Annotated in this window: 17 protein-coding genes; 8 read left to right on the top strand and 9 right to left on the bottom strand. The window is 72.7% G+C overall.

All coding sequences use genetic code 11. The features are described from left to right. Positions 1-111 precede the first annotated feature (111 nt). The gene (locus ACWD12_RS35270; protein WP_450103015.1) at positions 112-2,499 is read left to right on the top strand and encodes a molybdopterin-dependent oxidoreductase; all 2,388 of its coding nucleotides are present in this window, start codon (positions 112-114) and stop codon (positions 2,497-2,499) included. Between the two features lie 175 nt (positions 2,500-2,674). Here the strand turns inward: ACWD12_RS35270 and ACWD12_RS35265 are convergent, their stop codons facing one another. The 3 genes from ACWD12_RS35265 to ACWD12_RS35255 form a co-directional block, all read right to left on the bottom strand. Beyond that, complete coding sequence (locus ACWD12_RS35265) at positions 2,675-3,313, bottom strand: phosphatase PAP2 family protein (RefSeq protein WP_450103014.1); 639 nt, start codon at positions 3,311-3,313, stop codon at positions 2,675-2,677. A 419-nt stretch (positions 3,314-3,732) separates the two neighbouring features. Further along, a complete protein-coding gene (locus tag ACWD12_RS35260; RefSeq protein WP_358355711.1) occupies positions 3,733-3,960 on the bottom strand; it encodes a DUF5133 domain-containing protein in 228 nt (75 codons plus the stop codon). A 130-nt stretch (positions 3,961-4,090) separates the two neighbouring features. Further along, a complete protein-coding gene (locus tag ACWD12_RS35255) occupies positions 4,091-4,903 on the bottom strand; it encodes an ATP-grasp domain-containing protein (protein ID WP_450103013.1) in 813 nt (270 codons plus the stop codon). 103 nt (positions 4,904-5,006) lie between these two features. Between ACWD12_RS35255 and ACWD12_RS35250 the strand changes: the two genes are divergently transcribed. The 3 genes from ACWD12_RS35250 (at position 5,007) to ACWD12_RS35240 (ending at position 7,050) form a co-directional block, all read left to right on the top strand. Continuing rightward, positions 5,007-5,537: a hypothetical protein gene (locus tag ACWD12_RS35250; protein WP_450103012.1), complete on the top strand. Its 531-nt coding sequence runs from the start codon at positions 5,007-5,009 to the stop codon at positions 5,535-5,537. Positions 5,538-5,657: 120 nt separating this feature from the next. Continuing rightward, on the top strand, positions 5,658-6,293 hold the full coding sequence (locus ACWD12_RS35245; protein ID WP_450103011.1) for a TetR/AcrR family transcriptional regulator: 636 nt from the start codon (positions 5,658-5,660) through the stop codon (positions 6,291-6,293). Positions 6,294-6,630: 337 nt separating this feature from the next. Next, positions 6,631-7,050 carry a hypothetical protein gene (locus ACWD12_RS35240; protein ID WP_450103010.1) on the top strand — a complete coding sequence of 140 codons (420 nt, stop codon included), beginning with the start codon at positions 6,631-6,633 and terminating at the stop codon, positions 7,048-7,050. A gap of 33 nt (positions 7,051-7,083) precedes the next feature. On the opposite strand, the gene ACWD12_RS35235 is transcribed toward ACWD12_RS35240, so the two are convergent. Genes ACWD12_RS35235 through ACWD12_RS35220 form a run of 4 tightly spaced genes read right to left on the bottom strand, consistent with a single transcriptional unit; the run spans position 7,084 to position 14,044 of the window. Further along, on the bottom strand, positions 7,084-7,494 hold the full coding sequence (locus ACWD12_RS35235; RefSeq protein WP_358355722.1) for a VOC family protein: 411 nt from the start codon (positions 7,492-7,494) through the stop codon (positions 7,084-7,086). A 48-nt stretch (positions 7,495-7,542) separates the two neighbouring features. Further along, positions 7,543-7,959, bottom strand: coding sequence for a helix-turn-helix domain-containing protein (locus ACWD12_RS35230; protein ID WP_450103009.1), 417 nt, complete (start codon positions 7,957-7,959; stop codon positions 7,543-7,545). Continuing rightward, the gene (locus ACWD12_RS35225; protein WP_450103008.1) at positions 7,956-13,550 is read right to left on the bottom strand and encodes a caspase, EACC1-associated type; all 5,595 of its coding nucleotides are present in this window, start codon (positions 13,548-13,550) and stop codon (positions 7,956-7,958) included. The genes ACWD12_RS35230 and ACWD12_RS35225 overlap by 4 nt, the downstream gene beginning before the upstream one ends. After that, entirely contained in the window at positions 13,550-14,044 is a 495-nt protein-coding gene (locus ACWD12_RS35220) for an effector-associated constant component EACC1 (RefSeq protein ID WP_450103007.1), read from the bottom strand. The genes ACWD12_RS35225 and ACWD12_RS35220 overlap by 1 nt, the downstream gene beginning before the upstream one ends. 222 nt (positions 14,045-14,266) lie before the next feature. Here ACWD12_RS35220 and ACWD12_RS35215 point away from each other — a divergent pair, with 222 nt between their 5' ends. From ACWD12_RS35215 to ACWD12_RS35205, 3 genes are all read left to right on the top strand, one after another. Further along, positions 14,267-14,569 (top strand): DUF7737 domain-containing protein, encoded by a 303-nt coding sequence (locus ACWD12_RS35215; protein WP_450103006.1) that lies wholly within the window; start codon positions 14,267-14,269, stop codon positions 14,567-14,569. 125 nt (positions 14,570-14,694) lie between these two features. Continuing rightward, a complete protein-coding gene (locus ACWD12_RS35210) occupies positions 14,695-15,474 on the top strand; it encodes a HipA family kinase (RefSeq protein WP_450103005.1) in 780 nt (259 codons plus the stop codon). A gap of 95 nt (positions 15,475-15,569) precedes the next feature. Further along, positions 15,570-15,971 (top strand): DUF3037 domain-containing protein, encoded by a 402-nt coding sequence (locus tag ACWD12_RS35205; protein WP_358355786.1) that lies wholly within the window; start codon positions 15,570-15,572, stop codon positions 15,969-15,971. 92 nt (positions 15,972-16,063) lie between these two features. On the opposite strand, the gene ACWD12_RS35200 is transcribed toward ACWD12_RS35205, so the two are convergent. Further along, a complete protein-coding gene (locus tag ACWD12_RS35200; protein WP_358355731.1) occupies positions 16,064-16,234 on the bottom strand; it encodes a hypothetical protein in 171 nt (56 codons plus the stop codon). A 178-nt stretch (positions 16,235-16,412) separates the two neighbouring features. Further along, a complete protein-coding gene (locus ACWD12_RS35195; protein ID WP_358355733.1) occupies positions 16,413-17,012 on the bottom strand; it encodes a TetR/AcrR family transcriptional regulator in 600 nt (199 codons plus the stop codon). 212 nt (positions 17,013-17,224) lie between these two features. Here ACWD12_RS35195 and ACWD12_RS35190 point away from each other — a divergent pair, with 212 nt between their 5' ends. After that, entirely contained in the window at positions 17,225-19,558 is a 2,334-nt protein-coding gene (locus tag ACWD12_RS35190) for a glycoside hydrolase family 3 C-terminal domain-containing protein (protein WP_450103004.1), read from the top strand. The last annotated feature ends 168 nt before the right edge of the window (positions 19,559-19,726 follow it).

Genomic DNA, 19,726 nt, shown 5'->3' with positions numbered 1-19,726 from the left:
GCCGCAGTTTCCGGAATTGCGTCCAACGAAAACCAGTAGTCGCCCTTCTCCCCGCACGCGATCTCTGCGATAGTCGCGCACGTTTCGGCAGAGCTAGGGAGGCCGGTCCGGATGAGCACGGCACAGCAGACCGACGGCGACGGCACGGCACGCACGACCGGCCCCGCGACAGGCACCGTACAAGGCGCCACCGAAGGCGCGACAGAAAGCGCCACAGAAAGCACCGGCGAAGGCGCCGCGGAAGGCGCCACCACGGTGCACCGCCGCACATGCCACCTGTGCGAGGCCATGTGCGGCCTTGAGGTCCACGTACGCGACGGCCGCGTGCACAAGATCCGGCCGAACCGCGACGACGTGTGGAGCAAGGGCCACATCTGCCCCAAGGGCACGACGCTCGGCGCCCTCCAGGAGGACCCCGACCGGCTCCGCGCGCCCGTGGTCCGCGACGGGGACACCTGGCGCGAGGTCACCTGGGACGAGGCGTTCGCCGAGTGCGAGCGCGTCATGAGGCCGGTGCTGGACGCGTACGGCCCGCAGGTGCTCACCGCTTTCCTCGGCAACCCGCTCGCCCACAACATGGCCCTCGCCCGGTACGCGGGCGTGCTGGTCGGCATGGCCGGCATCCACCACATCTACTCGTCCGGCACCGTCGACCAGTGGCCCAAGAACGTCTCGGCCCTGCTGATGTACGGCGGCATGTGGACCATCCCGGTGCCCGATCTGCGGCGCACCGACGACCTGTTCGTCGTCATGGGCGCCAACCCGCAGGCCTCCCAGGGGTCGCTGCTGGCGTGCCCGGACATCATGGGCGAGATCAAGCGCATCCGGCGCGGCGGCGGCCGCGTCGTCGTGGTCGACCCGCGGCGCACCGGAACCGCGGACGCGGCGGACGAATGGCTGCCCATCGTGCCGGGCACGGACGCCGCCCTGCTGATGGCCGTCGTGCACGTGCTGTTCGAGGACGGCCTGGTCGACCTCGGTCCCGCCGCCGCGCACATCGCGGGCATCGACACGCTTCGCGACCTCGCGCGCGACTGGGCGCCCGAGTCCGTCGAGGACGCCACCCGCGTGCCCGCCGACCGCATCCGGCAGCTCGCCCGCGAGCTGGCCGCCGCCCGCTCCGCCGTCGTGTACGGCCGCATCGGCCTGTGCAACCAGGAGTTCGGCACCCTCGCGAGCTGGCTCGTCGATGTCGTCAACATCCTCACCGGGCACTTCGACACGCCCGGCGGCCTGATGTTCCCCAAGCCGATGAACTGGTCGGTGGCGACGCTGACCCAGCACAGCAAGTCGGCCGAGGGCGCGCCGTTCGGGCGCTGGCACTCGCGCGTGCGCGGTGCCCCCGAAGTCCTCGGCCAGGTCCCGGCGTCGTGCCTCGCGGAGGAGATCGACACCGAGGGCGAGGGCCGCATCCGGGCGCTGGTGACCATCGCGGGCAACCCGGCGGTCAGTGCGCCGGGCGCGGCGCGGTTGCGCGAGGCGCTGCCGAAGCTCGACGCGATGGTCAGCATCGACAACTGGATCAACGAGACCACCCGGCACGCGCACGTGATCCTGCCCGGCCCCGGGCCGCTGCAGGTGCCGCACTTCGACGACCTGATGTGGAACTTCGCCGTCGGCAGTGCCGGGAAGTGGTCCGAGCCGGTGCTGCCGGCCGACCCCGACCGCCCGGCGGAGTGGGAGATCGTGCTGCGGCTGGCGGCGATACTCGCGGGCCAGAAAGCCGACGAGGTGGACGTCGCGGCGCTCGACGACATGTGGTTCTCCACGCTCGTGCGCATCTGCGGCCTCGACCCCGACGAGGTGCTGCCGCACTATGAGCGCGGCGGGCCGGAGCGCATCGCGGACCTGTCGGTGCGTACGGGCCCGTGGGGCGACCGCTACGGGCGGGTCGAGGACGGCCTGACCCTCCAGAACTTCAAGGACGCCCCGAACGGCCTGGAGCTGGGGCCGATGGAACCGCGCATCGCCGAGGTGCTGGCGGCGGCCGGGTTCGAGAGCGTGCAGCTCGCGCCCGACTACATCACCGCCGACCTGCCCCGGCTGCGCGCCCATGTCGAACGTGCCGCCGACCCGTCGTCGCTGCTGCTGGTCAGCCGGCGCCACCTGCGGTCGAAGAACTCGTGGCTGCACAACGTCCCGGCGCTGGTCGGCGGCACCAATCGGTGCACGCTGCTCATGCACCCGGACGACGCCGCGCGTGCCGGGCTGGCCGACGGCCAGGACGCCGAAGTCGCCTCGCCCGAGGGCACGATCAACGTCGCCGTGCAGGTCACCGACGAGATGATGCCGGGCGTGGTCTCCATGCCGCACGGATGGGGCCACGACGAGCCCGGTACGCGCATGGCCACGGCCCGCGCCCACGCGGGGGTCAACTCCAACGTCCTGGCGCCCGGCGCGTTCGTGGACGCCATCTCCGGCAACGCCGCGGTCAACGGCATCCCCGTCACGGTGGCCCCGCTGCCGGTGCCGGCGGCGGAACCGGTCCCGGCGGGCTGAACGGGGGCTGAGCGCGGGCTGGTCGCGGGTGGCCGGTGGCTGCGCGGGGGCTGCCGCGGGCAGCACCGGCCGATTCGCGTCACGTGCTCGGCTGTCGGGCCGCCCACACCCCCAGTGTGGGCGGCCCGACGCGGTGTGCCGCGCGCGCCCGGGACGCCCCGGGCGGCCGTTCGGTTCACCGGCGTTCGGGCGGCACCAGCGGGTCGGCTCCGCGCCACGCGAAGACGGCGACGGATGCGGCCAGGATGGCCGCGCCGAGGAACCATCCGGCAACGACGTCCGAGAGGTAGTGCGCGCCGAGGACGACGCGTGTGATGCCGACGCCGACCACCGACAGGGCCGCCAGCGCGTACACCCAGGGACGCACCCGGCTCGACAGGTACGGGAGCAGGAGCAGCACCACCACTCCGGCGCCGACGGTCGCGGTCATGACGTGTCCGGACGGGAAGGAACCACCAGGTCCGGTCACCGTCATGCCCTGCGGTCGCGGCCGGTCGAACGCGACCTTGCACAGGCCGCTGATCCCGACGGCCGCCACCAGTGCGACCGCCGCCCACAGCACGTGGCGGCGGGCGGCGCGGCGCCACCACAGCCATGCGCAGAGCACCAGCGCGACGCCGCGGAAGGCGAACGGGTCCCACACCCAGTCGCTGAGGATCCGCAGGACGTCCTCGCGGACGGGATCCGCGCGCACCCAGCGGTCGGACGTCTTGGCGACGTCCGCGTCCAGGCGCTCCAGCGGTGCCCACGCCGACTCGACGAGGACCGCCAGGACCGCGAACACCGCGCAGCCGACGGCCGTGAGCGCCGCCACGGTACGGGCCCCCGGCCCGGTACGCCCGGGCGCGGCCCGGGTCCCGGTCCGGGTTCGAGTGCCCCCGCCCGACCGCGTCCCTGCCCCTGCCTCGGCGCGTGTTTCCGCGTGCCGAGCGTTGCGCCGCTCGGCACGCGGAAACGCGCGCGGACTCACTCCTCGGCCGCTTCCCGGCACCACGTCCGCTCACCACCAGCCGCGTCGGATCCGCAGGCCTTTTGCCTGCACCTGCGCATCACGGCTACCCGGCCACGCGCGATCGATGACGAACCGGCGCGGCTGCCGGCACGGGCAGGTCGGCCAGGTGGGCCGACGGCGGGTCGGCCAGGTGGGCCGACGAAGCAAGGCCCGAAGGGGCGCGGCAAAGGGGCGTGCCGCGGGGGCACGCCCGGTGGAACAGCCGCGAAGGGTCCCGGAGATCAGGCCTCGACGAGCGAGTCGTCCTCGGGCCTCGCCCCGGGGAGGCGGAGCTTCGCGGCGATGAGTGCCGCGTGGACGTCCCGCGTTCCGGTGGAGACGCACAGCGTGTAGGCGACGTCCTCCATGCGGCGCCTCGCCTCCGGGGTGCCCTGCTCGGCGTGGAGGAGGCTGAGTGCCTCGTACTGCTCGACCAGGTCCGCCAGAACCGCCGGATGCGCCATCAGCATGCGATACCTCCACGCAGCACGGACCGGCGCCCGGATCGGGCGCCGGTATGGTTCGCGTGTCTACCCGGATGCCCGCAAGTCATGCGGATTTTCTCGGAGGCGGCGGCTTTTGTCCTGGTTCCTCGGCTTTTCATCGCACAACTTCCGGTGCGGCGCGTACGAACACCCGATCGGACGCGCGCACCTCCGCCAACGGTCCCCCGGCTCGCATCACCACCTCCAATACGCCGTCGTCGTCGCAGGCGTAGCCGCCCGACGCCCACGCCGCGTTCGCCTCGACGACGGCCCACTCCCCCGCGTCCGTGTGCCCGATGTCGACGACGACCGCGCTCGGCCGGCCCGGGGTCGGGTCCGCGGCGACCTCGGCCGCGAACGCCTCGGCGTCCGCCCCCTCCGCGCACCCGTCCAACGGAGTGACCGCGAGGTCCCCGTCGACGGCGTACCGCGACGCGGCGCGGACGCGTCCGTCCAGCAGGAACATCCGGAACTCCGTACGAAAGCGCACCACTTCGGACACCAGTACGACCGCGTCCTGATCCGCCACATCGGGCCCGGGCAGTTCGGAGCCGTCGCCGTACACCCGCGCCGGGAAGGTCTTGTCCGCAGGCGGCTTCACGAACCGCGGCCCGCGGAGTGCGCGGGCCCGCCCCAGCGGCATCGCCTCGACCCGGCGCCCGGTCAGCCCGCGGGGCAGCCGGGCGAGCCAGTCGTCGGCGGGTTCGAGCGGGCCCACACCCAACTCCCGGGCGACCGCGTCCGCGAAGAGCGGCCCGGCGTAGACGTAGGCCTCGCCGCGCGGCACGCCGTCGGGAACAGCCCAGTCGTGCGACCGCTCGACGCGAAGCCCCTTGCGGTACGCGGCCGGTCCCAGCCGCCGGTCGGTCTCCGTGCTGCGCGGGGCGAGCACCAGCGTGCGGGGGCGGTCCGGCGGCGTCCTGGTCATGCCCGCGAGCATCCCGCGCGGTACCGCGGCTCCGCCTCCGGTTTCCGGGTGCGCGCCCGGTGCGTCGCTTCCGCGGCCGTCGGCGGCGCCTACGATCCGAGGGGTGAGTGACACCATCGTGTACGTCCTTGCCCTCGACCTGTCCGCCGACGAGGCGCGCGCCCGCCGCGCGGAGATCGAGCAGTGGCTGACCGGCGAAGGGCTGTTCGTCCGCAACCCGAGCCACGTACGCCCGCGCGATTCCGGCGAGTTCCTCGCCGGTCCGACCGCGGAGGGGCGGATCACCGACGAGTGGTTGAACGGCCGCTACGAGGCGGACATCCTGTGCACGCGTGACGCCTACACCGCGTACGAGTTGTTCGAACCGCCGCCGTGCCCCGGGTGCGGCAGTCCCCTGGACCTCGAGCGGTTCCACGAGCTGCTGCACGCCTGGCGGCAGGACGCCGAGCCCTCGGCCACCTGCGGAGACTGCGGAGCCGGCGCGCTGCTGGGCGACTGGGAATGGGAGTTCGGCGCGTACGTCGCCGAACTGGCGGTCGCGTTCGAGAACTGGCCCGAACTGAGGGACGACTTCGTCGCCGAGCTCGGCCGACGTCTCGGCGGTCGCCCGCGCACGATCATGTGCAGGTACTGAAGGTCGTCCGCGGCTCGGGCGGTCAGGACAGCAGCCGCTGCCGGATGGCCGGCTTGAGGACCTTGCCGACGGTGGAGCGCGGGAGGTCCGGAGCCGCGGCGGCCGACGGGAAGACGCGCTATGACCCAGGTTGCGGACCGGGGCCGGGACAGGATCTCCCGCCGCCAGGTCGACAAGTTCGAGGCCCGGCGACGTCAACTCGCCGAGTCCGCGCTGCGCACGCTGGCCGAACTGGGGTACGCGCGCACGAGCTTGCGCGACATCGCGCAGAACTCCGAGTTCTCGCACGGCGTCCTGCACTACTACTTCCGCGACAAGGTGGACCTGATCACGCACTGCGTCCGGCAGTACAAGGTCGAGTGCGTCAAGCGGTACGACGAGGGCGTCTCGGCCGCGGAGACCCCCGACGGCCTGGCGCGCGGTTTCGGCGACGCGATGGCCGCCACCCTGCGCGACGACGCCACGCTGCACCGGCTCTGGTACGACCTGCGCAACCAGAGCCTGTTCGAGGAGTCCTTCCGCGACGACGTCCAGGACATCGACCGCAGCCTGGAGCGCATGATCGCCCGGATCGTCGACCAGTACGCCGAACTCTCCGGCCGTCCGGCGGCGTTCCCGACCGCCACCGCGTACGCGATGTACGACGGGGTCTTCCAGCACGCCCTGCTGCGCCACCTGACCGGCGACCCGGACGCCGCCGACGACCTTGCCGGGAACGTCCGGCGAATCCTCCCGGTCATGCTGGCCGTCGGCTGACGCCGGCCTGACGAGACACCCCGGCGCGGCCGCTGCGCCGCTGTGCCGCTGTGCCGCTGGTCCCTCAAATTCCCTCAGGGGGGTTCCGAGGGGCACAGCGGCCAGAGATTCAATCACCCGCTTGCTGAATCTCGGTCGGATGGGACGAGGAATCCGCCGGGCGCACACCACGTCCAAGTCGCCCTGCGCGAGAGAGAGTCCGGCAGTCGCCGTCAGCCCCCCAAGCACCCCGCCGCACCTTCCGACGTGGCAGCACGCGGCCCGGCCTAGGCTTGGCGGGCCGGCTCGGGGGAGTCGGACGAATCCGCTTGGGGGGCCAATGCGCGGGAGCTTGGGTGTGCCGGTTTCGCTGTACGTGACATCGGGACAGGCGGGGCAGGTGGGTGCCAGGTGGGTGCACCATGCCTCGGTCCGAGTACGTCAGGGCGCGGACGACCGGCCGGTGCTGCACGCCACGTACGACCACATCGCCGAAGGTGCCTCCACGGCCGGGCACGTACGCGGGGCAGGCGAACGTTCCTGGACGCTGTACGGCGATCCGGACCGCACCCTCCCGGTCGCCACGGTGACGACCGAGGAGGTCCGCGGACGCTCGGCCGTCTACCGAATCCGCGAAGCGAGCGGTGCGCAGGTAGGGACGATCCGCCGCGTCAGAGGCGGCGGAACCCGCCTGTCCCGCAGAGCCTGGACCGTCGAAACCACTGCGGGCCGGTGCGCCGTGGCGCGCGAGGGCAAGTGGTGGGCCTGGGCGCTGTAGCCACGTCGCGGGCCGCGAGCGTACGTTTGGCGGCTACGCCTTCGCCTGGTTGAAGCGGATGTTGTTGCCGAAGGGGTCGCGGAGGCCGCAGTCGATGCCGTACGTCTGCTCGGTGGGGCCCTCGGTGAACTCGACGCCGCGGGCCAGCAGCGTTTCGTACGTCTTCCGGCAGTCGTCGGTGCTGAAGATGAGATGGCCGCCCAGCGCGCCCTTCGTGAGCAACTCGCGTACCTGCTCGGCCGTTTCCTCGGACATCGCGGGCGGCCCCGGTTTCTCCAGCAGGATCTGCCGGTCCGGATGACCCGGGACGCCGATCGTCAGCCAGCGCATGAAGCCGAGGTCGACATCGGCGACGACTTCCAGGTCGAGCTTCCCGACGTAGAAGTCCAGGGCCTGGTCCTGGTCGAGGACGTAGATCTGCGAGTGCGTGATCGAAGTGAACATGCGTACGAATCTAGTTGCCGGGTCCGCCGGAAACTTCTCCGAAACTGCTCAACTCCGCGGCCGCGTCCAGGCCATCGTGAAGCAGGTGGACACATACGCGGCCCCCTGGCTCCGGCTCGCGCCCCCACCCGCCTCCCGCCGGTACGCGCGCGGCGACCGACCGACGATGTCGCGGAAGGTCCGGCTGAACGTTCCCAGGCTCCCGAAGCCCACGGCGTGGCAGATCTCGGTCACCGGGTGGTCGGTCTCGCGCAGCAGGAACATCGCCCGCTCGACGCGGCGGCGTTGCAGGTAGCGGTGCGGTGTCTCACCGAACGCGGCGCGGAAGGTCCGGCTGAAGTGCGCCGGAGAGACGTGCGCGATCCGGGCGAGCGCCGGGACGTCGAGTGGCTGCGCGTAGCAGCGATCCATCGCGTCCCGTGCACGCAACAGATTGCGATTGCTCTCCTCAACCGCCCGGCTCACGTGGCCACCACGGCGCCGCCCCCGCTCCCCCGGCCCGTCCCCGGCGCCGGCCGGTGGCAGTAGGAGGGCGATTGCGCCCCCAGGGCGTCGAGTTCGGCCAATGCCTTGCTCGCGTACGCGTGCCCGATGAGTGCCGCCGACCGCAGCGCGGCGCGGCGGGCGACCGAACCGGCCGGACTGGCCGCGGCCATCCCGAACAGGACATCCGCGGCTTCGGCGGCGCAGGAGGCTCCGAGCTGACCGAGGTCCACAGCCGCCCTCCGGCGGGTGCGGCGCGGGGTGTCCGGGGCCGCGACGATCCCGCGCAGGATCGTCTTGGCCTCGCGCCGGTTCACCCGCCCGTGGTACGCCAGGCGGCCGGCGGCCAGGCCCCTGAGGTACGCGGGCGCCGCAACGTCCCGCGCGACGCGGCGGAACAGGGTGGTCGCTGCGGGCCCGTGCGCCCCGCCGAGGAATTCGAGACGGCCGGCGACGAGTACGGCGGCCTGGGCGGTTCCCGCCTCGTCGCCGAGTCCGAGCAGCAGCGTCAGACCTTCGCCCTCGTACCTAGGGGCGATGTCGGCGAGCCGGTAGGCGGCCATGGTGCGCACGTCGAGCGAGGCATGCGTCGAGGTGACGATGCCGCGGAAAGCCGTTGCCGCCTCCTCCTGGTGCTGCGGGCCGATCCACAACAGCACGGATGCGGCACGGAGTTGCTCGGCAGGATCGGCTGTTGCGTCGGCCAGGACCGCGCGCACGGTTTCGGCCGCCGCTCGACCGAAGCGACGGCCGGAAGCGTCCCAGGCCTGGACGATGTCGATGCGTGCAGCCGCGTCCGACGTGGACTCCAGCAGTTCCGGCAGCAGTTCCGCCGCTTGTGCTCCGGCGTCGGGATCCACGAACGCCAGAACCTCGATCGCCTGTACCCGTGCCAGGACCGGGCGTTCCGCGTCCGCGGTCGCCCGGCGCAGCAGCTCGACGACTTCACGCGCCCGCCCCCGGTGGGTTGTGCCGACCTCGCGAGCGGCCAGGTGGCGCAGCCAGCGAGGGGAGTCCGCGTCGGTGAACACCTCGAACATCACAGCCGTCGCGTCCGCCTGCCCCGCGGCCCCCAGATCCCGGAACTTCCGCGCGAGTTCGAACCGTTCACGCCGGGAGAGGGTGCGGTCGGAGCGCGCGGCCCGAAAGACTTGCAGCGCCTGGTGACGGTATCTCGGTCCCCATTCGGAACGATCCGCGACGACCATCCAGCGGTACTCGTTGGGCACGTCGGCGGCCGATGCCACAACATCGCCCAGCGCGACGGCTTCATCGTGGAATGCGAGCCCGAGTCCGCCGAGCGACTGCACCGCGCAGCGCCGCGCGTACGGCGTCGTCTCACCCTCGCGAACAACGCCGCGTAGGAACTCGGCGAACCGTTCCGTGTCCTCCGGTTCGAGTTGGGCCAGGCGGCGGCCGAGGACGGCTATGTCCTCGATCGGGGTGTCGGGAGCCCCTATACGCTCACGGAGTTTGTCTGACGCGGCAGCCGCGTGTTGCGGAGCCAAGCGGGCGACCGCCCGCGCGGTCGAGACCATCGCGTGGGCTCGCGTGTGAGGTTGGTCGAGCACCCCTAGGAGGCGAGCGACTCCCAACTCGGCCAACGGGGAATCGAGTTCGGACAGTTCCTCGGCCGCCACCTTCTGTACCCAGACACTGTGGCCGTCGTCGGACACCATCGCCGCCAACATCGCGGCGGCCTCCGCAGTATGGCGGGGCGCCAGGCCGGCGAGTCTGACGGCGCTGTCCACGCGCGCATATCCATCCGAGTCGGGTGCGCGGGCGTTCTCTCGCAGCGCGACCGCCGCTTCGCCGAGGTAAGCGGACGCGAGCTCGGCGAGTGCGCTCGCACACGACGCCCTGTCCCTGGCGTGGGCGTCAGGGTGGCCGATGACCGTACGCAGCAGTGCGGCGGCCGATTCGGTGTTCTGGGCCCCCAAATCCGCAAGTGCCGCCGCCAGGGACTCGGACCGCAGCGCAGGGACCACCGACCTCAGGTCGAGGAGTGCCCGCGTTGCCTCGGCGGTGTATGCGGGGCTCAGCTTCCCCAGCGCTGTCGCAAAGGCGATGCGGGCATCGGCGGTGGCCTCCGGGGAGGTCATCTCCGCACGCAGCAAGGCGACCGCCCGCTCGCGGTCCGCCGTGCCGAGCGATGCGAGTGCCGCGGCGGAGGCGGCCCGCTCCCGTTCGGCGTCGTCCTCGTTGACGGCCGCCTGCCACAGGAGCTCGGCTGCCTCGGGGGCGTACCCGACGTCGAGTTGCGCCGCTCTCACTGCGGCGGCGGCGCGGCGCGAACCGCTGTAACTGTCCGGTTCACGGGCCATGGCCATGCACAGCGCCGCCGCCTCGGCGGTGTGACCGAGCCGGTCCAACAGTGCGGCCGCCTGCTCGCGATCGTCCGGCTCGGCGTCCGGGCTCGCGGCAGTCTCGCGTGCCATGCGGGCCGCCTCGTCCCGGTACGCCGATCCGCATCGCGGCAGGGCGGCGGCGACCGTCATACGGTCGCATTCGGGGCGGCCGTGGGCGGCCGCGCGCAGCAACTCGGCGGCCGACACCGCGTGCTCGGCGCCGAGTTCGGCAAAGGCCGTCGCGATGTCCACGACGTCCTCGCACGATGCCTCCGGAACGGTCGCGAGCCCTGGTAGCTGTGCCGCGGCTTCGTCGACGTGGTTCGGCCCCAGGCCGGCGAGTGCCACAACCGCGCCGACGCGGGCAGTCAGCCTCGCCTGCGAGGCCAGGATGCCGCGCAGGGCGCCCGCGGCCTCGTCCGCGAACCCAGGATCGAGCGACCCCAGGGCGGCCGCCGCCACCCGGCGGTCATCGGGAGTGGAGCGCTCCGCGGACACGATGCCGCGCAGAACCTGGACGGCTTCGCCGAAGTAGTGCGGTGCCAGGTCGACGAGTTCGCGAGCCGCGGCCGCACGATGACTGCCGGCGGCATCCGTGTCCCGCATGGCGGCGTGCAACACCGGCTCGACAATCCGAGGGACGTCGGGGCCGATGGCCTCGGCGACGGCGATCTGCATGTCGTACGTCCTGTAGCCCTCCCGCAGGTACCGGTCGATTGCGGTGCGCATCTCCGGATACTGGACCATCGCCGCGATGTCGCTGACGATCTGTCGGCGTTCCTCGTGCGGCAGCAGGTTCGCCAGACGGTGGAGCACGTGGTCCACGAAGCGCGAGGCGTGGCGTTCGTCCGCCTCGATGCCGTTGGCGAGGAAGGTGCCCGCCAGGGCCTGGTGCTGAGTGCCGCCGCCGTTCAGCCAGGTCAGGATGGCATCGCCGCTCGCGTGCATGTTCGAGTGATGAACAACGACTGCCCATGCCTGCATGTCGGCGTTCTGCGCTTCGTCGAGCAGGGTGCTCCAGGCCGCGTCCTCCGGGTCGAACTCGACCGGCAGGCCCGCTGCGCGGACGTCGGCGGCGATGTGCTCGGCGAACGTGTAGTGCACGAAGCGGAGTCGGTCGCCTTGCAGCACGAACAGGCCGGATGCGCCGAGGAAGGTGGCGACGAGGGTCGGCCACTGCGGCAGTTGCAGACGCGTCGGGCGGCAGCCTTGGCCGTCGAGCCAGGCCAGGGCTGTTCGCAGGAGGTCGCGGGGTTCGGCGTCGGCGTCCCGGACGTTGACGACGGACTCGGCCAGGTGCTCGACCAGTTCGCGCAGGTGCGAGAACAGGTACGACACGCTCTGCACGTGCACCGCGTGGGCGTACTTGAGATCGTCGAGGATCCGCGCCTTCTGCTTGTGGTGCATCGCGGTCTGGTCGCGGTCCAGGTACGCGAAGTACTGCTCGTACAGCCGGAATCGGCTAGTCGGCAGCGCCCCCGACTCTCCCTCGCGGAACACGATCGCCGCGATGGTGGCCAGCAGCGGTACGCGGCTCAGCTCCCGTACGCCCGCGCGCCCGATCTGGTGCAGGAACGACTGCGCCCGGTGGCGGCCGTTCGGCGTGCCGCCGAACCACCGGCCCGCGAACTCCGCCAACTGTTCGCGGCTGAACGGCTCCAACGTGTAGGTCCCGAGCGCCAGTTGGTTCAGGAACTCCAGCTCGTCCCGGGGCAGCGGACGGCTGGTGATCAACAAGCGGTACGGTACGCCCTCGTCCTGCAGCCGGCTCCCCAGCATCGCGATGAAGGCCCGCCGTTGCTCCGGGTTGGTGATCTCGTCGAGTCCGTCCACGATGAGCAGCCGGGTGTGCTCTGCGGGCAGGAACGCCGGCAGGTCCGGCGGCAGGGCGCCGTCGAGGAACGGGCCGAGTTCGTCGGTGAGGGCGCGTTCGACGCGGGTGTTCCAGGGCCCGTCCAGGTCCGCGAGTTTGGCGGCTGTGACGCGCAGCGGCACGAGGCATTCGCCGCCGCCGGCACGGAACTCCGCGGCCAGGGTCGACGCAAGCTGGAGGGTGAGCGTGGACTTCCCCTGCCCTGGACCGCCCAGGATGAGCAAGTGACGGTGCAGGGCGAGCGCTTCGTCCACCGGGCGCAGCGGGGCGACGGTCGCCGGGCGCGCGGCGGTCGAGCGGGTGGGTGAAGGGCGCGGGCCAGGCGCCCGGACGTGCCGTTCGGCGGTCGGGCCGTTGCCCGGGCGTACGTGCGATTCGTCCGGGCCATGTTCGGGGCCGAACTCGCGCCTGTGCTCCCCGTCCGTTTCGGCGGCCGTGGCGCGGTCGCGCTCGGAGACGTACGCGCGTGTCTGCTGCCGTACGTACACCGTCGCCAGCGCGTTGGACGGAGCCCCGTACAGCCGGTACGGGAACTTGCTCGCCGCGCGCTGCTGCGCCACGAGCAGGTCGCGCAGCGGCCCCCGCAGGCCGCCGTTCTCCTCGGCCTCCGGCACGGCACCGCGGTTGCGTGCCAGCACAATTCGCGATCCGTGCCCGTCGTTGCGCTGCTGCGGACGCGGGCACCCCTTGGCGGCGAGCCGGGCACTGAGGTGGTCGTGGACGACGGCGAAGTCCAGGTACGCGTCGGCGCCCGCGATGCCGTTGGCGAGGATGTCGAGGAGTTCGCCGGTGAACGCGGTGTACGTCTCGCCGGGCGGCGCCAGCGCGGCTTCGGTGGCCGACGCGGCGGCCAGCAGGTACGTGCCCTCCACCTGGGAGATGTCGGCGAGTTCGACGGGAGGGCCCATCGCGCCGACGATCGCGCGTCCGGCGAAGCAGCAGTCGAGGACGACCGCTTTGGCGCGGATGTGCCGGGCGTCGCGCAGGACGCCGCGTACCGACTCGTAGCCGAGGCGGCGGAACCGCTGGTCGTGCCGCGAGCCGCGGAGCGCGAGGTCGAGTCCGTCGTCGACCGGGGACAGCAGGCCGTGCCCGGCGACGTACACGAGCAGCAAGTCGCTTGCGGCGGAGGCGGCTTCGGCGACGGTCTCCAGCACGTCGTCGGCGCTGCCGGGTTGCTCGACGACGGTGCAGTGCGCGTCGGGCAGCCCCCACACGAGGGGGTCGGTGAGCGCCGTACGCAGTGCGCGCAGGTTGTGCGCGACAGCCGGGAGGTCGGTGAGGTGGTCGTAGGTGTGGGTGCCGATGAGCACGGCACGCGACGCGCGCGGGTCGTGCAGGCCCGGCGCCATCAGGCGTCGCCTTCGGCGGCCCCGTCCGCGGGCCGCCGCGCCGCCGTCGGCGCGGGATCCGCCGGCGGCGCGGCAACCGCCCCAATAGCCGGGTAATCCGCCCGCGCCGGCACCCGAGTCGGAGCGGGAACCGACCTCGGCGTCGCCGTCAGCGCATCGACGATCGCCCGGATGGTCTCCGGCGAACCGTCCTGCACGGTCACCGTCGTCGCCCCCACCATCAGCGTCGCCGAACCCGCCCGCGGACGGCTGCTCCGCCACATGGCCAGCGTCGCGGCAAGGCTCGCGGCCGAGAAGCCGCTCGCCAGCACGATGTCGATCACGTCGAGGGCGGGGCCCATCGCCGCCCCGTCCGGTGCCTCCGCCGAGGCGAGTTCGACACGCGCGTCATAGCGGAGTTGGTCGGCATCACGAAGCCACCGGTACAGGTGCCGGACGTCTTCCGCCGCGTCCGAGCCGTCCGAGCCGTCCCCGCCGTTCACGGTGATCGTCACGCGCATCGACCGTCGTCCCCCCAGCCCTGGCCGTCCCCGGCCGTCCCCGGTCCCGCGGCGGCGCCTCGAACCCTCGCCATCCGCAGTGCAGTTGTAGGGCACCAGCCTAGAACCTGCCGCATCCCCCGGGCGGCCGGTCGGCCGCGAGACGCGGGCGGCGGCCCGCATACCCGCACGGCCGTTCAGCGCCCGCACCGCGTCGCCGACGACACGCGGCGCGAGTTGCCGGCACGGCTGGTGCCCCGCCTCGCCATCGGCTCCCGCTGCGAACTGGACGGCAGGTTTCTGCGCGTCACCGGCACCTTGCGGACGTACGCCATCCATCTCGGGTCGGGGAACGTCCTGATGAGCCCGAACGACCGGTACCTGTGCATCGTCTCGAAGGTGGGCGGGGAGGCGGTTCCCGCCGGGGCGTACCTCCGTTGCGAGGGCGACCGGACCCTGTCGGTCATTCTGAGCAAGGCCATGCTGCCGGCCCGGGACGACCTGATCACCGACCCGACCATCATCCGGCAGTTCGAGTAATGCGCAGCCTGGGCGCGCGACCAAGGGGACGGCCCGGGGCGCAGCCTCGCTGCGGCCCGGGTGTGCGACAGCCGGGCGCGCCGCCGCCGTGCGCCCGCCTGCCCGGGCACCGCTAGGCTGATCTTGTGCTTCCCCTGGTCCATGCCATCCGGTACGTCACCCCGCTGCGCGAGGGCGGCTCGTTGCCGGGCATCGTCGAGGCCGACGATCTCGGCACGTACGTCGTCAAGTTCCGCGGCGCCGGTCAGGGGCCCAAGGTCCTGGTCGCCGAGGTGATCGTCGGTGAGCTCGCGCGCCGGCTCGGGCTGGCGATGCCCGACCTGGTCCGCGTCGAGGTCGATCCGGTGATCGGCCGCAGCGAGCCGGACGAGGAGGTCCAGGACCTGCTGCGCGCGTCCGGCGGGCTCAACCTCGGCATGGACTTCCTGCCCGGGGCGGTGGGCTTCGACCCGGTGGCGTGGCAGCCGGACGGCCCGACCGCGGCGCGTGTGTTGTGGCTCGACGCGTTGACCAGCAACGTCGACCGCTCCTGGCGGAACCCGAACCTGCTCGTGTGGCACGACCGGCTCTGGCTCATCGACCACGGGGCCGCGCTGTGGTTCCACCACGCGTGGTCGGCGGCGAAGGCGGCGGCGACGCGTCCGTACGACGCGTCCGACCACGTACTCGCTCCCATGGCCGCCGGGCACCTCGGCGATGCCGACAAGGCCCTGGCGCCGTTGGTCACGCGGGAGTTGCTGAGCGAGGTGACGGGGCTGGTGCCGGACGAGTGGCTGGTGCCGAACGACTCCGAGGTCGCGCTCGGGCTCGACTCGGCCGAGGCGCTGCGCACGGCGTACGTCGACCACTTGCTCGCCCGCGTCGCGCAGCGCGACGCCTGGCTCCCGGCGGTGGACGCCTCATGACTGCCTCCGCCTCGCCGACCCCGCGGACTCCGGCGGCCGCCGAGCCGCGCGACCTGCCGGACTCCGTGCCGTCCACCGCGCCGCGCGCGACCCCGCTGACCGCCGAAGTGGCGCCGCGGCCGCGCGAGTTCTTCGAGTACGCGCTCATCCGCGTCATCCCGCGGGTGGACCGCGGCGAGTGCATCAACGCCGGCGTTGTCCTCTACAGCCAGGCGTTCGGCTTCTTGGGCGCGCGTACGCACCTGGACGTGCCGCGGTTGTGTGCGCTCGATCCGGCGGCGGACTCGGTGCAGACGCGCGCCGCGCTGGCGGCGTGGGAGCTGGTGTGCGCGGGGGCGCCGGGGGCCGGGCCCGCGGGTGCGGAGCCGCCGGGGCGGCGGTTCCGCTGGTTGACGGCGCCGCGCAGCGCGGTGGTGCAGCCGGGGCCGGTGCACGGGGGGCTGACCGCGAACCCGGCGGCGGAGCTCGACCGGCTGTTCGACCTGCTCGTGCTGTGAGGCAGGCGCGCGCGTACGCCCAAGCCTGCGGGCGGTCCGCGCCTCGCGGACGGCCGCGCCACGGAATCGACGGAATCGGCGGCTGGTGAAGGTCAGCGGTCGGTGACGATGAGGATGACGGTCGCGATGGCCATGACGGACCAGCCGAACCACATCCACGCCGGCGGGCTGTAGATCGCGGAGTAGAGCGACGCTAGGGCGAGGTAGACCCCGGTGCATATGACCAGGCCGCGGCTCGTCGAACTCGGGGTGACACCGGACATGGGCCCTCCCCTGGGGCTACGGCGTCGACGGGACCCGGGACAGGGCCCCTGACTTGCAGGTTAGCGCGCCGCGCGGGGAATCAGGGAGATCTCGGTCCGCGCGTCGCGCGTATGTTCGCATTTGCGGCGGACCCGTACGGACCGCTCCGGCGCGCCCGAAGCGGGCGTACGGCGGGGCTCAGACCCCGACCGTGAGCTGCGCCTGTACGTGCGCCCGCACGATCGCGGCCATGTCGGTCCCCTCGCTGTCGATCAGCCACTGCACCTGCAATCCGTCCATCAGCGCGATGAGCTGGCGCGCGGCTTCCTCCGGGTCGATGCCGGGCCGCAGGAGACCGGCCTTGCGGGCGTGCGCGTAGTCGTACGTCAGCCCGGCAATCGTGTTCCGGTAGCGCTCGGCGAAGTACGCGTGCGCGGGGTGGTCCGCGGAGGTCGCCTCCGCCGCCAGCGCGGTGAACATCTCGACGATCGCGCGGCGGCCGGTGTTGAGCTCGACGACCTCGACCATGCGCCGCAGACGTGCCACGCCCACCTCGCCGGCGGCGGTGAGGCGCCGGGCGTCGTCCTCGTCCCGCTGCGCCAGTACGGCGAGGAGCAGCGCTTCCTTGGTCGGAAAGTGGTGGATCAGCCCCGGGTGGGATATGCCGCAGCGGGCGGCGATCTCGCGGAGCGAGGCGCCGCGGTAACCGACCTCTCCGAACAGGGCCACGGCCTGGTCGATGATCTCGCGGCGTTTCGCGCGGCCTTTGGCGTAGCTGCGCCGCACCTGGGCGGTCACGTCCGTTCCTCCCGGCCTCGGCCTCGCGGGGCGTCGGCCTCGCGGTTGGATTCGCGACAGAATGCCACACACCCAATACTTACCAGGCAATAAGTTTTCTTGCCACGAATACTTACCACGCGGTCGGGATTGTGCCTATAGTGGCGCCACGGCCGACGCGGGCCGCTCCGGCGGCGGGCCGTCCATCCACCGCACCCACGGAGACGACGCAAATGACCAGCGACCCCGCACGGCTCGACAACCCCGCACCGCTTGACGTCCCGGCACAGCTCGACGTCCCCGCACACCTCGACATCCCGGCGCTCCTCGCCGAACTCACCCTCGAGGAGAAGGCCGCGCTCCTGGACGGCTCCGACTTCTGGCGCACCCAGCCGATCGAGCGCCTCGGCATCCCGGCGATCATGCTGTCCGACGGTCCGCACGGCCTGCGCAAGCAGGACGAGAGCGGCGACCACCTCGGCCTGCTCGCCAGCGTCCCGGCCACCTGCTTCCCGCCCGCCGCCGGCCTCGCGTCGAGCTGGGACACCGCGCTCGTCGCCCGGGTCGGCGAGGCGATCGGCCGCGAGTGCCGCACCGAGCAGGTCGCGGTCGTCCTCGGCCCGGGCGTCAACATGAAGCGCTCGCCGCTCTGCGGCCGCAACTTCGAGTACTACTCCGAGGACCCCGCGCTGGCCGGCGAGCTGGGCGCGGCGTTCACCCAGGGCGTGCAGAGCCAGGGTGTCGGCGTGTCGGTCAAGCACTACGCCGCCAACAACCAGGAGACGGACCGCATGACGGTCTCCGCCGAGGTCGACGAGCGCACGCTGCGCGAGATCTATCTCCCGGCGTTCGAGACCGTGGTCGCCAAGGCGGACCCGTGGACCGTGATGTCGTCCTACAACCGGGTCAACGGCACGTACGTCGCCGAGCACCGTCAGCTCCTCACCGAAATCCTGCGCGAGGACTGGGGTTTCCGCGGCCTCGTCGTCTCCGACTGGGGCGGCGTCAGCCGCCGCGCCGAGACCGTCGCGGCCGGCCTCGACCTGGAGATGCCGTCCTCCGGCGGCGTCGGCACGCGCATCATCCTGGACGCCGTCGCCTCCGGACAGCTCACCGAGGCCGACGTCGACCTCGCCGTCACCCGCGTCCTCACGCTCGTCGACCGCGCGCTGCCCGCCCTCGCCGACCCGGCCGGCTACGACGCCGACGCGCACCACGCACTCGCCCGCGAGGCCGCCGCCGCGAGCGCCGTCCTGCTCAAGAACGACGGCGGCGTGCTCCCGCTCGACTCGTCCGCGGGCGGAACCGTCGCCGTGATCGGCGAGTTCGCGCGTACCCCGCGCTTCCAGGGCGCCGGCTCGTCGCAGGTCAACCCGACCCGCGTCGACTCCGCCCTCGACGCGCTGCGTACCGCCCTGGAGGGACGCCGCGAGGTCGCGTTCGCGGCGGGCTACGTCATCGAGTCCGAGGACGCCGACCCCGGACTCGTCGCCGAGGCGGTCGCCGCCGCCACGGGCGCGGAGGTCGCGGTCCTGTTCCTCGGCCTGCCGCCCGCCTACGAGTCCGAGGGCTACGACCGCGCCCACATGGACCTCCCGGCCCAGCAGGTCGCCCTGCTGCACGCCGTCGCGGACGCCAACCCGAACCTCGTCGTCGTGCTGTCCAACGGCTCCGTCGTCTCGCTCGCCCCCTGGCAGGACCGCGCCAAGGCGATCCTGGAGAGCTGGCTGCTCGGCCAGGCCGGCGGCAGCGCCGTCGCGGACCTGCTGCTCGGCGCGGTCGCGCCGTCCGGCAAGCTGGCCGAGACCGTCCCGGTGCGGTACGAGGACAACCCGACCATCGGCAACTTCCCCGGCGACTTCGGCCGCGTGCAGTACGGCGAGGGCCTGCTCATCGGCTACCGCTGGTACGACGCGCACCGCCTGCCCGTGGCCTACCCGTTCGGGCACGGCCTGTCGTACACCACGTTCGGGTACGACAGCCTCCAGGTCGCGGTCCGCGCCGACGGCACCGAGCCGCAGGTCGACGTCACCGTCACGGTCACCAACACCGGCGACCGCGCGGGCACCGAGACCGTGCAGTTGTACGTCGCCGACCCCGAGGCGTCCGTCTTCCGCCCCGAGCAGGAGCTGCGCGCCTTCGCCCGGGTCACCCTGGAGCCGGGCGAGAGCACCCCGGTCACCCTGACGCTGGGCCGCCGCGCCTTCGCGTTCTGGCACGAGGCCGTGAACCGCTGGATCGTCGAGGGCGGCGTCTTCGGGCTGCGCGTCGGGGCGTCCTCGCGCGACATCCGCCTCGAAGGCACGGTCGAACTGAGCGGCGACGCCTTCGCCGTGCCGCTCCAGGCCGACTCCACCGCCGAACAGTGGTTCGCCCACCCGACCGCGGGCCCCTGGCTGCGGGAGGCCGTCGGCACCGAGGGCTTCGCCGCGATGCTCTTCGACCCGGAGAGCGGCCAGATGATCCGCGCGATCCCGTTGTCGCGCCTGGCCCGCTTCCCCGGATTCCCGGTCAGCGAGCAGCAGATCGACGAGGCCGTACGCAAGTTCGCGGACAGCGCGGCCTGATCCGAACCGGGCGGGACCGGGCTGGGCCTGGCCGGCTCCGGCCGGGGGGCGGGGACCAGGCGGGCGTGGGGTGGGGGGGCGGGGAGGGCCCCCCCCCCCCCGGCCCGCCGGGGGCCGGGGGGGCGGGGGGGCCGCGCCCGCGCCACCCCCCGGCCCCCCCCCAGCGCC

The sequence above is a fragment of the Streptodolium elevatio genome (genome assembly GCF_053592165.1).
This window is presented reverse-complemented; position numbering and strand designations above follow the sequence as displayed.

Bases quoted from the DNA above. Each gene is read 5' to 3' on its own strand.
- ACWD12_RS35245 (WP_450103011.1), top strand. From the start codon at position 5,658: ATGACCCAGGTTGCGGACCGGGGCCGGGACAGGATCTCCCGCCGCCAG.
- ACWD12_RS35225 (WP_450103008.1), bottom strand. From the start codon at position 13,550: ATGGCGCCGGGCCTGCACGACCCGCGCGCGTCGCGTGCCGTGCTCATC.
- ACWD12_RS35190 (WP_450103004.1), top strand. From the start codon at position 17,225: ATGACCAGCGACCCCGCACGGCTCGACAACCCCGCACCGCTTGACGTC.
- ACWD12_RS35260 (WP_358355711.1), bottom strand. From the start codon at position 3,960: ATGCTGATGGCGCATCCGGCGGTTCTGGCGGACCTGGTCGAGCAGTAC.
- ACWD12_RS35255 (WP_450103013.1), bottom strand. From the start codon at position 4,903: ATGACCAGGACGCCGCCGGACCGCCCCCGCACGCTGGTGCTCGCCCCG.
- ACWD12_RS35270 (WP_450103015.1), top strand. From the start codon at position 112: ATGAGCACGGCACAGCAGACCGACGGCGACGGCACGGCACGCACGACC.
- ACWD12_RS35235 (WP_358355722.1), bottom strand. From the start codon at position 7,494: ATGTTCACTTCGATCACGCACTCGCAGATCTACGTCCTCGACCAGGAC.
- ACWD12_RS35200 (WP_358355731.1), bottom strand. From the start codon at position 16,234: ATGTCCGGTGTCACCCCGAGTTCGACGAGCCGCGGCCTGGTCATATGC.